General features: G+C 52.7%; 12 protein-coding genes. 8 read left to right on the forward strand and 4 right to left on the reverse strand.

The genetic code is table 11. The features are described 5' to 3' along the window. The coding region (locus PHC90_12980; protein MDD3847255.1) for a DUF3394 domain-containing protein at nt 1-642 on the forward strand (642 nt) is incomplete at its 5' end. Nucleotides 643-744: 102 nt separating this feature from the next. Here PHC90_12980 and PHC90_12985 read toward each other — a convergent pair. The 3 genes from PHC90_12985 to PHC90_12995 are packed head-to-tail and all read right to left on the reverse strand — an operon-like array spanning nt 745 to nt 2,951. Continuing rightward, nucleotides 745-1,524 carry an acyl-CoA dehydratase activase gene (locus PHC90_12985; GenBank protein MDD3847256.1) on the reverse strand — a complete coding sequence of 260 codons (780 nt, stop codon included), beginning with the start codon at nt 1,522-1,524 and terminating at the stop codon, nt 745-747. Between the two features lie 24 nt (nt 1,525-1,548). Beyond that, entirely contained in the window at nt 1,549-1,764 is a 216-nt protein-coding gene (locus PHC90_12990) for a biotin/lipoyl-binding protein (GenBank protein MDD3847257.1), read from the reverse strand. A 32-nt stretch (nt 1,765-1,796) separates the two neighbouring features. Beyond that, nucleotides 1,797-2,951, reverse strand: coding sequence for an acyl-CoA dehydrogenase family protein (locus PHC90_12995; protein MDD3847258.1), 1,155 nt, complete (start codon nt 2,949-2,951; stop codon nt 1,797-1,799). A 261-nt stretch (nt 2,952-3,212) separates the two neighbouring features. Between PHC90_12995 and PHC90_13000 the strand changes: the two genes are divergently transcribed. The 6 genes from PHC90_13000 (at nt 3,213) to PHC90_13025 (ending at nt 9,564) form a co-directional block, all read left to right on the forward strand. Beyond that, nucleotides 3,213-4,121: an MBL fold metallo-hydrolase gene (locus tag PHC90_13000; GenBank protein MDD3847259.1), complete on the forward strand. Its 909-nt coding sequence runs from the start codon at nt 3,213-3,215 to the stop codon at nt 4,119-4,121. Between the two features lie 187 nt (nt 4,122-4,308). Beyond that, a complete protein-coding gene (locus tag PHC90_13005; GenBank protein MDD3847260.1) occupies nt 4,309-5,169 on the forward strand; it encodes a 3-hydroxyacyl-CoA dehydrogenase NAD-binding domain-containing protein in 861 nt (286 codons plus the stop codon). A gap of 23 nt (nt 5,170-5,192) precedes the next feature. Continuing rightward, nucleotides 5,193-5,975, forward strand: a complete 783-nt coding sequence (locus PHC90_13010) for an enoyl-CoA hydratase-related protein (protein ID MDD3847261.1) — start codon at nt 5,193-5,195, stop codon at nt 5,973-5,975. 136 nt (nt 5,976-6,111) lie between these two features. Further along, entirely contained in the window at nt 6,112-7,323 is a 1,212-nt protein-coding gene (locus PHC90_13015; GenBank protein MDD3847262.1) for a thiolase family protein, read from the forward strand. 109 nt (nt 7,324-7,432) lie between these two features. Beyond that, complete coding sequence (locus PHC90_13020; protein MDD3847263.1) at nt 7,433-8,053, forward strand: thermonuclease family protein; 621 nt, start codon at nt 7,433-7,435, stop codon at nt 8,051-8,053. Then, complete coding sequence (locus PHC90_13025) at nt 8,050-9,564, forward strand: SH3 domain-containing protein (GenBank protein ID MDD3847264.1); 1,515 nt, start codon at nt 8,050-8,052, stop codon at nt 9,562-9,564. Before PHC90_13020 ends, PHC90_13025 begins: the two co-directional genes overlap by 4 nt. Before the next feature lie 65 nt (nt 9,565-9,629). On the opposite strand, the gene selB is transcribed toward PHC90_13025, so the two are convergent. Further along, nucleotides 9,630-11,522 carry a selenocysteine-specific translation elongation factor gene (gene selB, locus PHC90_13030; protein ID MDD3847265.1) on the reverse strand — a complete coding sequence of 631 codons (1,893 nt, stop codon included), beginning with the start codon at nt 11,520-11,522 and terminating at the stop codon, nt 9,630-9,632. Nucleotides 11,523-11,756: 234 nt separating this feature from the next. Here selB and PHC90_13035 point away from each other — a divergent pair. Then, nucleotides 11,757-12,836 (forward strand): cache domain-containing protein (locus tag PHC90_13035; protein MDD3847266.1); only part of this gene is annotated, 1,080 nt, incomplete at its 3' end.

Genomic DNA, 12,836 nt, shown 5'->3' on the forward strand with positions numbered 1-12,836 from the left:
GTCGGTGTCGTCACACTCACAGGGCTTGGCCTCAAATTCTCGGGCGCCATCATCGCTTTGGCCCATGGTAACCTTTACCTCACCCTCTTTTTTGCCATGATCGCCTCGCTCATCCTGGGTATGGGCCTGCCAACCACCGCGGCGTACATCATTTGCGCGATCCTCGCCGTTCCGGCCCTTACAAACCTCGGCATCGGGGTCCTTTCCGCACACCTTTTCGTCTTTTATTTCGCTATCATATCTGCCATAACCCCTCCAGTGGCTCTTGCCGCATATGCCGGGTCAGCGATTGCCAAGAGCTCGCCGATGCAGACGGCTGTAACGGCATGCCGGATAGGTCTGGCGGCCTTCATCATACCTTATATGTTTGTTTTTAACCCTGCCCTCTTAATGTCCGGCAGCGCCCTCTCGATCATCTGGGTCACCTTGACTGCCTCTGTGGGTGTCTTCCTCCTGTCATGCGCAACGATTGGATGGTTCCTTACCAGGATCACCACGTGGGAGAGGGTAATGCTCTTCATCACTTCCATTCTTCTCATCGAACCTCGTTTGATCACGGACATAATAGCCGTTGCGCTGCTCATACCTGTCCTGATAAGTCAGATCGCCCTTCAGAGAAGGAAAAAGGCCGAGGCAGTATAGAGAGAAACTGAGGGAAAAAGGATTCGAGAACGAGAGTCTTTAAAAAAAGGAAAAGGGCCAGTCAACAGACTGGCCCTTTATTGTGTCACATCCTTATGTGTCTTATGCTGACTTTTCCATGGCGATAATGGCGGCGCCGAGTGAGCCGATGATCTGAGGCTCGACATGGATCTTCAACTGCGTACCGAGCGCTGCTTCCAGGGCCTTCACCACTCCAATATTTTTGGCGACCCCGCCCGCCATGATGACGTCATTCTGAATACCGCCCAGTCTGTTGATGAGCCCCATTGTCCTGTCGGCGATGGCCTTGTGTATACCATAAAGGATATCTTCCAGCTCTTCACCTTCACTGACCAGGGATATCACCTCTGACTCAGCAAAAACGGTGCAAATACTGCTAATGGTCAATTCTTTCTTGTGTTTCAACGAAAAATCACCGATCCTGTCAAGTTCCACGTTCAGCGCCTTGGCCATGACCTCGACAAACCTTCCGGTCCCAGCGGCACATTTATCGTTCATTTCAAACTCGATGACGCGGCCCTTTTCATCAATCCTTATAACTTTCGTATCCTGGCCGCCAATATCGATGATCGTTCTAGCCTGCGGGAAAAGATGGTTGACGCCTCTCGCAATGCATGTGATCTCCGTAACTGCCTGCTTGGCAAAGGCCGCTCTTTTTCTCCCGCAACCGGTTGCTACAATATAGGATACATCTGAAGGGCTTTTGCCCGGATAGGCAAGCACTTTTTCGAGTGCCATTTCAGCCGTTTTCCTGGAATCCGCACCTGTTTGAAGGATGGTATAACCCAATATCCCTTTATCCTTATCGAGAAGCAGAGCTTCAGTTGTAATCGAACCTATATCTATCCCGGCAACTAACATAAGCTTCTCCCCCTTTTTCTTGAGCTATTCCAGTGTTACGATGACCGTATCCGCTTCCACTTCCTGACCGGCCTCTACAAATATCTCTTTCACAGTCCCGCCAGCCGGGGAAACGATCGGCATTTCCATTTTCATTGCCTCGAGGATTGCAACCTGATCGTCCTCGTTCACCTTGTCGCCAACTTTGACATCAACCTTTACGATCTTTCCAACCATTGGACATGTCACTTCAGTAGCCATACACTTACCTCCTTACAGGATTAAACGATTAGTTACTTTCTGTACCCCAGCGCAAACTGGGCGATGATCATCTTCTGGACGTTTGATGTGCCTTCGACGATCTGATAGGACTTCGCGTCTCTCAGGTATCTCTCGACAGGATACTCGGAGGAGAACCCATAAGAACCGAAGATCTTCACAGCTTCCGAGGCGCAGAAGTTTGCTGATTCACCGGCATAGTATTTCGCCATTGAGGTCTCGAGGGTATTGTTCATGCCCTTGTCCTTCTGCCATGCAGCCTTGAGGACGAGCAGTTTTGCCGCTTCGTGCTCCACGGACATGCGGCCGATCTGCTCCTGGACCATCTGGAACTGTCCAATCGGCTGGCCGAACTGTTCCCTTTCGTTTGCATATTTGCAGGCCTCTTCGATACAGCTCTCTGCCACGCCTACTGCTCTTGCCGCTGAGCTCAACCTGGTGAAATTGAGCATCGTCATACATATATTGAAGCCCTGACCAAGCTTGCCAACGAGGGCGCTCTTGGGGATCTTCGCTTCTTCGAAGAAGACCTCACCCGTCGGTGCGCAGTGGAGGCCCAGTTTTGTCGTGATAGCTCTCTGTACAACGCCCGGGGTATTGAAATCGATGAAGAAGGCGGACATGCCTTTGTGCTTCGCTGCCTTGTCGGTCATTGCATACACAACACCACAGCCGCAGAAAGGTACGCCTGAGATCCAGGTCTTGGAACCATTGAGAATAAAACCATCGTCGACTTCCGTTGCCGTCGTTTTCATGCTGGCTACGTCGGACCCTGAGTTAGGTTCCGTAATCGCGAAGCAACCGCCGCTCGTTCCGGCGATGAGACCCGGGAGGAACTGCTCTTTCAGCTCTTCGCTGGCGAACTTGAGGAGAACGTTCTGCGGTCCGTTCATCTGAAGGTTGAAGGGGAGACCCCATGACGGGCTGACTCTTGCCAGTTCCGTAGCCATGAGCGTTGCTGCCATGTTGCCCTCTTCCAGTCCCAACCCACCAAACTTCTCGGGGGCGAGGCAGGCGAACATGCCCTGATCTCCCATTTTCTTTAAGAGTTCCGGACGATATTTATGCTCTTTTTCGTCTTCTTCCATCGTCGGTTTAATATTTTTTACAGCAAACTCGTAGGCCATCTTACGCATTGATTCGAGTTCATCGGAAATCTTGAAATCCATATTTTGCTCTCCTTTCTTTACGGTATTTTTGTGGGCCAATATTGTGAAACAATTAGCAAACCTATCTTAGCAAAAGCACTTTTCGCCTGTCAAGCTAATTCTGATAAATATAATAAACGTTTACCAATGATTTACGGTGGTTAACGACGGCTCGCCCGACCGAACCCGAAAGACCATTTCCACCGGGACAGGAGTAAGAACCCTTGCATTAGTCCTTTTGTTTTTATATAATTAATTCACCTGCATGGCAAGAAGAAAAGCATGATTCTCAGCACAACAGGGCACGTCGACCGGGATTTTCATGTGACGGGATTCGCATGGTCGCCGAGCTATCTATTAAATGGTATCACGCCCGTACTCTTCGAGGCCGGGTTTTATTCCATGGGCCCGCTCTATGCCAGGGACATCAGGAAAGTAACCGGCCGCAAGGATCCATCCTACCTGTTCCTCACCCATGTCCATTACGATCATTGCGGGGCCGCATCGTATCTCAAAAAGGTCTTCCCCGGGATCAGGATATGCGCCTCGAGGCGGGCAAATGAAATATTGTCCCGTCCAAACGCCATCGACCTTATGACCTCCCTGAGCCAAAACTTTACCCATCTTGCGAAGGCTTCGCCCGACATAGACTCCAATGCCATTCTCCATTCTTCTTTTGAGCCCTTCACGGTAGATCGTATCTTCGATCACGAGGAGACCTTTACCGTTGACCCATCGCTGAACGTGCAAGTCCTTATCACGCCCGGCCATACACGGGATATGCTCAGCTATTACATCCCCGAACACAAGATCCTTGTGGCCACTGAATCGGCCGGCTGCCGCAACCAGACGGGACGGATAGTGAGCGAGTTCCTCGTCGATTTCGACGCCTACATACATTCGCTTAGACGGCTTGCCGCTCTTGACGTGGACATTTTTTGCCAGGGCCACCACTTTGTCTATACGGGCAGCGATGTGGGAGAATTCTTCGATTCATCCCTGGAGGCAGCCTTCACATTCCGCAGGCGGGTCATGGAGCTTCTGGCAATGGAGGAGGAAGATATCGACAGGGTCGTCGAACATATCAAGCGGGAGGAATACGACCCCAACCCCGGGCCTAAACAGCCCGAGAAAGCGTACCTTCTTAACCTCAAGACCCGGGTCGCCCATCTCGCGGGCAAAACAGGCTAAGGAAAAAAGGGAGGATTAGGGGCCCGAACGGGAAGGAGATTCACCCGGTGGCATTTGCCCGCATACCCCGCAATAATATTGGATTTAGCGACGAAAACAGTTGACACGCCAGGTATAAAAATAGTTAGATATATGGGCATGTGAATTTTTTAATTTTTCCAAAAAATCACTTTATAGGAGGGGCTGTATGGATATAAAGACAATCGGAGTTTTGGGTGCCGGCGTAATGGGTAATGGTATTGCTCAGGTAGCCTCAATGGCTGGCTACAATGTCATCCTGAGAGACATCGAGGACAGATTCGTCGAAGGCGGGATCAAGAACATAGACAGATTCCTGGGCAAGACCGTCGAAAAGGGAAAAATGTCCGCGGATGACAAGGCAGCCATCATGGGCAGGATCAAAGGCACGACCGACATGGGAGCCATGAAGGACGCCGACTTCGTCGTCGAAGTGGTCGTAGAAATAATGGATATCAAGAAGAAAGTCTTTGCGGAACTTGACGAAATAACAAAACCCGACGTCATCCTCTCCTCGAACACGTCATCCATGTCGCTTACCGAGATGGCAACGGCGACGAAGAGACCCGACAAGGTCGTGGGCATGCACTTCTTCAACCCCGTTCCGCTCATGAAGCTCGTGGAAGTCATCCGCGGCCTCCAGACCAGCGACGCGACCGTCGCGGCCACACTTGACCTTACGAGAAAATTCGGAAAGGAACCTGTCGAGGTCAGGGTGGACATCCCCGGTTTCCTCGTCAACAGGCTGATGGTTCCCCACTTCATCGAAGCCATCAAGCTCTGGGAACAGGGCATCGCTTCGAAAGAAGACATCGACAAAGCAGCCAAACTCGGTCTCAACTATCCTATGGGTCCTTTCGAACTGATGGACCTCACGGGTCTCGACATCAACCTCCACGTTCAGCAGTATTTCTATGACAACCTGCCGAAGGAACTTAAATGGGATCCCCCACTGACGCTCAAGAACCTGGTAAAGGCCGGCGGCCTTGGCCGGAAGAGCGGCAAGGGCTGGTACGACTATTCCAAATAAGACGCTCATAAAGGAGGGCTCCCATGGCCTACGAAACTATAATAGTTGAGAAAGAAGCACCGGTCGGGATCATCAAGCTGAACAGGCCGCCGGTGAACCCCTTGAGTGTCCAGTCCTACTACGATCTGTACGACGCGATCGTCGACCTTGAAAACGACAGTTCCATAGGCGCCATCATCATTACCGGCAATGGCGACAAGGCTTTCGGGGCTGGTCTCGACGTGAAGGACGTCATGGGAAAATCCGCTGTTGAAACACTCGACTTCCTTTGGACAGCTCCAAGGAAGACCTTCGATAAACTCACATCTATTGCAAAACCCACTATCGCTGCCGTTTTTGGCCTGGCCCTGGGCGGCGGGTGTGAAGTGGCGATCTGCTGCGACTTCCGGATAGCCTCGGAGGACGCGGTCTTCGGTGTTCCCGAGATCAATCTCGGTATAATGCCCGGTTCCGGCGCGACTCAGCGCCTTCCCCGGCTTGTCGGCCTCCCGAAGGCAAAAGAGATGCTCTTTTTCGGGGACACTGTAAATGCCCAGGAGGCATATCGTGTCGGCCTGGCCAACAAAGTGGTGCCGAGAGAGCAGTTGATGGAAGAGGCAAGGAAATGGGCCGGGAAACTCGCCGCTAAACCGAAGGCGGCCCTGGCGCTTATCAAGAAATGTGTCGACACCGGTATGGACACGGACATAGCAACAGGATTGACCCTGGAAATGGACTCTTTCTCGATAGCATTTACATCCGAAGACGGGCGCGAAGGAATCAATGCGTTCGTCGAGAAAAGAAAACCCAATTACAAGGGAAAATAACGGGCGTAACAATATTGAGTCGGGAGAAAACACCATACATGATTAACCGGCGCTCTGCCTGATCGAACAGTCTGACGATTCACAAGAGCCGGAAAAGCGCCCTGATTTAACAAAATATTTAGGAGGAGGTAGCTTCATGAAGACTTATTCAAACGTGTATATCCCTTACAACGGCTACTATTCAACCCCATTCTGCCGTTGGCAGGGAAGCATGCAGAACGAGAACTCAATCTCGCTCGGTGCAAAAACTGCAAGAAGATGGTTCCTGGAAAAGAAAAAGATCGATCCCAGCGTTATCGATTACCTGTATTTTGGGATCAGCATCACCCAGCATCACCTTTTCTACAGCCATAACTGGGCTGCAGGTCTGCTGACGAACAACGAAAAGAACGTGCCCGGCCTCATGATCAACCAGGCCTGCACCACGTCGACGACGATCCTCAACCTCGCTGCCATGACAGTTGAGCAGGGAATGTGTGATGTCGCCTTCGGTCTCATGGCAGACCGGACCTCTAACGGCGCCCACACCATCTGGCCGAACCCGATGGGTCCCGGCGCTGAAGTGATCCATGAAAACTGGCTGATGGACAATTTCAACAGCGACCCCAACGTTTACCCGCCGCTCAAGATGGTCCAGACCGCCGAGAACGTCGCGAAAGAAGCGGGCATCACCAAGGAAGAGTGCGACGCCGTGGTTCTCAGGCGTTACGAGCAGTATATGATGTCGCAGGCCAACGACCGCGAATTCCAGAAGAAATATATGTTCCCGGCTGAAGTCGCCATCAGCAAGAAGAAAACCAAGCTTGTTGAACTCGACGAAGGCGTGACACATTCAACAGCTGAAGGTCTCGCTAAACTCGGACCTGCGGAAAAAGGCGGCGTCCACAGCTTCGGCGCACAGACATTCCCCGCCGATGGAAACGTCGGTTTCATCGTAACAACAAGGGACAAAGCGAAGGAGTTGAGCGCTGACCCGAAGGTCGAGATCCAGTTGGTCTCCTACGGCTACTCCAGGGTCAACCCCGGCTTCATGGCCGCGGCGCCTGTACCGGCAGCCCAGATGGCACTTGCCAACGCAGGTCTCAAGATCACCGACATGAAGGCGATCAAGAGCCACAACCCCTTTGCGACAAATGACCTCAACTTCGCCAAGAAGATGGGCATCGATGTCATGTTTATGAACAACTACGGTTCATCATTGATCTATGGACATCCCCAGGCTCCGACAGGCGGCAGGATCATTGCGGAAATGCTCGAAGAAATGGTTCTCCTCGGCGGCGGCTACTGCCTCTGGACAGGTTGCGCGGCTGGCGACACCGGCGCATCCATGATCTTCAAGGTTGGCTAAAATCTGAAGGCTGCATATTTGAAACCGCCCCCCGTTTCCACGGGGGGCGGTTTTTTTATGACTTATATTGTTTAATGGGAGGGCAAAATAGTGTACAATCATCATCGATATGTTCAGGAGATACGTTGCCTTAGCCCTTCTCGTTACGCTGGTTTTCCCTTTCAGTTCAGCCTTCGCCAAAGACTATGTAGTCAGAAAGATAATTAATGGCGATACCGTTCAGCTTGAATCGGGCGAAACCGTCCGGTACATCGGGGTGGCCACCCCGGAACTCAACAGAAAGGAAGGGGGAGCCGAGTTCTACGCGAGACAGGCCGTTCGCTACAACAAGAAACTCGTCTTCATGAAAAAGGTCAGGCTGGAGTTCGACACGAAGAAAAAGGATGAGAAGGGACATCTCCTTGCCTACGTCTTCGTCAAAAAGACCTTTGTCAATGCCGAACTCATCAGGAACGGCTATGCCCGGGCCGATGTCCCCGGTCCCAACATCAAGTACAAAGACACCCTCATTGAAGCCGAAAAGAAGGCGATAGCCGACGACAAAGGCATATGGCTGGAGAAGAAGAAGGACACCGAGCAACATTATATAGGCAGCAAGAGGACGTCCAGCTTCCACAGACCAAACTGCAAGGGAGTCAAAAAGATTTCTGAAAAAAGCAAAATTGTGTTTCATAACAGAAGCGATGCTATTAAAATAGGTTACGTACCATGCAAGATATGCAAACCATGACCGAAGAGTACCTCAGATACTGGGGTCTCGACCATCATCCGTTCCTGCTTGCTCCCGACGGGAGCATGATGTGCGTGACAGGACAGTATTTCGAATGTTTCGAACGCCTGAAGTATGCAATAAACACCAACAAGGGAGGCGTTGTCGTCGCCTCCGAGGACGCAGGCCTGGGCAAGACGACTATCCTCCTCAAGCTCATCGATGAGATGAAGGCCGAGTATGGTTCTCGTTTCCGCTACGCCTTTGTAGATCACCCTACGCTCACCGCAGATCAGATGATCGGTCAGATTACGGGCCTCATCACGGGTGAAATGCCGGCAGAGGATAAACTGACGAACCTCACCACCCTGAAGAATGCCCTTATAGAGGCAAAGATGGAGGGCGGCAAGAACATAATCGTCATCGATGAAGGTCAGATGCTCTGCGAGGCGCGAGATGTGCTCCAGGAACTGAGGGTGCTCATCAACCTCACCTACAACAATGCGTACCTGCACACCTTCATCCTCTCAGGACAAAAGGGCCTCTGGGACACCCTGCAGGAAATGCCGGAGTTCTGGCAGAGACTCCCTGTCCGCTACTACTTCACGCCGCTGAGATTCGACGAAACACGGGAACTGATCAGGTACCGCCTTAACAAGGCCGGGCTCGATGTGGCCCGGGAGATATTCGCCGAAGACGCTATCGAGATCATCCATAAATATTCCAAGGGACTTCCCCGGACCATCATCGCCGTCTCCGACCTCGCCCTTCTCAACGGTTATAATGACAAGACCAGGAAGATAGGCTTCAAGGAGGTCTCCAAGGCCATCAACTCCATGAGCGGGAGGGGTGAAAGCCTGCCCTACATCGTGGCGGATAGAAGGGAGGAGCCAAAGGAAGCCTCAAAGGCATCGAACGGCCCATCAGCCGCAACCGTGAACCACCCGGCGGCCCCCCTGGAATACGTCGCGCACAACACGAGGCAGACCTCTTCCGGTCAGCCTTCCGCTCAGTTTCTGAAGCCCGTCTTGATAACCCTGACCATATTACTCTGCGTCTTCGTGGGAGCGGCAGGATATCACTTTCTCTCAACTCCGAAACAGCCCCAGGCCACGGTCATCGTAAAGGAGGTCGAGAAGCTCGAAACGCCGAAGAAGCCCACCGTCGAGAACGCTCCGATACAAAATCCTCAAGAAACAGACCCGACGGCGAAATCGCAGATGGAGGCGTCTGCCCAGAGCCCTCCCGATCCGGCTCCCGATAAGGACGTGATAGCCGCCTTCCGGGAGGAAATGAAAAAGAAACAGGAGTCGGCCCAGAATCGCGTGGCCGTGGTCAAAGTGGACGCCGCCAACATCCGCAGAGCCCCCGGGCTCGAATCCCCGCGGATCCTCGTCATCGTCCGGGGAGAAATACTGCCCCTCCTCGATGAACAAAACGACAGCACGGGAATGAAGTGGTACAAGGTGGCCCTGTACGGCAACCGAACGGGTTGGATAGCATCGATAGTTGCAACGGCAACGTCCAAATAATGATAACGGGTGTCCACATTCCAACAGTCCGGCCAGGACCCAGCTCTTTCTGGTTATTGTTTCTCTTATCCTCTCAGTACCCTCTTATCCCCTTTCCTGATCGTCAGTTTGATCTGGTCCAGGTATTCGAGAAGGGGTATGAGGAATTTCCTTGAGAGGTTGAGTTCTGATTTGAAATCTGATGGGCCCATTTCGTGATGGTTGCGGAGATAATTGGTGGCCTTTTCCTTGAGCTCTTCTATCATGTCCCTATGGAAGAACATATCCTGGGCCACTTTGACAACACCCCCCCTGAAAGCAAGGCGTTCGAGAAGCTCCCTGACATTCTTCTCGGTAACTCCCACCGTCCCCGCCAGGTCTTTAAGTCCCGGCGGTGTGAAACCTGAAGCGAGAAGGGCGGCGAGGACGCGTTTTTCAAATTCATCGGTCTGGCCCGTACCCTTGGCGTGATCCCGCGACCCTACGCGGTCCTTTTCCACGACGATACGGCCTGAGGCCGCACATTCATCCAGCGCTGTCTGAAAGACCTGAACGTCGGTAGCAGGCAGCCGAGACCGCAGTTCTTCCTTCGGAATCCCGATCTTCAAGGGATTTACCTTATGATATTCGCCAACGAAAGCAACGATCTTTTCCTGATAAGCGTCGAAAAACCTCTTATGCAGATACGTCTTTCCCACGAGGGTCGCTACCGATTTCTTCCCCAGAACCTCGCCGGTCTTCTGGATCGAAGGGACATCCTTCCCCGTGAGTATCGAAAGAGTCTGCTGCCTGACCCCCCGAAAACCGCCTTTTGATACATGATAGGCGGTCTTTTCCAGGTCCGTACCCTGGTTCAAAATGTGATAGATGTTCCCAAGCCCCTCAGCCTTCCTCTTATGCCTCGATGGCATGATGTCGAGGACCCTTCCGCCGCCCACAGTCTGGATGGCATAGGACCCGCGGAGGATGAACCTGTCACCGGGCAGCACTACAATGGGTTTCTTGAACACGAACTGTACGAAGAGCTCCTGGCCCGGCTCGATCTGGTCGGTCTCAAGCAAAACAAGACGCGCCTCTTCCTGAGTCGTTGCAATATGGAAACGCAGTATGCTGTCGTGGCGTATCGGCTTTATGGCAAGCTTCAGAAGTCTCAGGGAGGCATCGATCCTTGAAGTGAGCAAAAGCGTGTCGGGCCGCGCCACCATGCTCCCCCGTTCAACATCCTGCCTGTCCAGGCCCTGAAGATTGAGGGCGATCCTCTGACCGGCGGTGGCTTCCTTCACGTCATCGTGATAGGCCTGGATACTGCGCACCCTCGCCTTCCTCGTAAACGGGAAGAGCTCCACCTCCTCGCCTACACCAAGCGACCCCGATATACAGGTTCCCGTGACGATGGTCCCCAGGCCCCTCAAAGTGAAAACCCGGTCAACGGGGAGCCGGAATATGCCTTCCCTCGATTTCTCTTCGATCCGGGTGGAAATATCGCGGAGCATCGCCTTGAGCACTTCCAGGTTTTCCCCCGTCGTCGCGGACACCGCCACAACGGGGGCGTTTTCCAGCGCCCTGCCCTGCAGAAAATCCTTGACATCCTCCTCCACGAGCTGGACCATCTCCTCGTCGACGAGGTCTTTCTTTGTTATGACGACTATGCCCTTCGTAAGCCCGAGCATCTCGCATATATCCAGGTGCTCCCGTGTCTGCGGCATGACACCCTCGTCAGCGGCCACAACGATAAGCACCGTATCGATGCCCCAGGCGCCTGCCACCATGTGACGGACGAACTTTTCGTGACCCGGCACATCGACTATCCCCACAAGAAGGTCGTCATCCAGGTGCCAGTGGGCAAAACCCAGCTCCGTGGTGATGCCTCTTTCCTTCTCCTCTTTAAGACGATCGCAATCGATACCGGTCAGGGCCCTGATAAGGGTCGTCTTCCCGTGATCGATATGCCCGGCGGTCCCCACTATGATACGTTTCATGATAGGCTAAGACTATACCACGAATGGGGCGAGCAGGGAATAGGAAAGGCCGGAGATGGGTGACGGGAGAGGCCGTATTTCTATTGGAGATGACGAAATCCCGGCAGTCTCATTGACATTCTACCACAACAGGATAAGATGCTTATATGGATATGGAAGGGTGCGCGGTGCTTTCGAAATGGAATTCACCTTCACCAAGCATTAAAACAGGGTCATGCCTGGGAGGCTCTGCGTATGAATAGGAGACATTTTCTGTATTCATTACCGATGATCCTTCTGCTGATCGTCATCTTTGCCGGCTGGTTTGCCACGGACTATCTTGGCAAGAAGGCCCGGCAGGAGATCATTGGAAGGAACCAGGCCTCATTATTATCCGTGTCCACCCATTTGTCCTCCACACTCGCAAATATCGAAGGGGCAATTATATCCCTGGCCGGGTCTCCCTGGATCACCCCCGTATTGCCGTCCAAGAGGGATAGGGACATCGACCATGCCAATAGCGTGCTGGACAGATACAATTCCGCCTTCAACGCTTCCGTCTCCTACCTGATGGATACCAGGGGTACGACTGTGGCATCCTCCAATCGTAAGGAACCGGACAGCTTTGTGGGGAAATCCTATCATTTTCGTCCTTACTTTCAGGAAGCGGTCAGGGGCCTGTCCGCTCGTTATTTTGCCCTGGGCGTCACTTCCGGAAAAAGAGGGCTCTATACAAGCCATCCGGTTAAGGACCGTCAGGGTAGAGTGCTTGGCGTGGTCGCGATGAAAAAGGATCTTGACGAGATGGAGAGCTTTTTAAAAAAATATCCCTTTTGCTTTCTCGTCAACCCGGACGGTGTCATTTTCCTTTCCAGTTCGCCGGCAATGGTCCTGAAAACTCTATGGCCTCTCGACAAAGCGGTACGGGACAAACTGATCGCTTCACGGCAATTCGGCAGTAAACTCTCTGGAACCTCCTTTTTGGAAAGGGAGATCATTGGTGATATCGAAGTTGCCCTGGAAGGAAAGGATTATATTGCTTCCAGGAGGGTTATCGGCAGCGACGGATGGTCGATCGTGCTTCTGGCCCCGACAGATCATATCGGGGTCTACAAATTGGCCGGCGCGTTTGCAACGATTTCCGTATGCCTTCTAATTGTGATCCTTTCAGGCATCATCTATTCCACGGGACAAGCCAGAGAGGCCATTCGGCAAAGCGAGGAAGACAAACGCCTGTTGCTCGACGCGGCCGGAGAAGGCATATTCGGGGTCGATACCGCGGGGCGGGTGACCTTTGTCAACCCTGCCGCCCTGCGCATGCTTGGATTTGCCGAA

It is taken from the genome of Syntrophorhabdaceae bacterium, assembly GCA_028698615.1.
In the GTDB taxonomy this organism is placed as follows: Bacteria; Desulfobacterota; Syntrophorhabdia; order Syntrophorhabdales; family Syntrophorhabdaceae; genus Delta-02.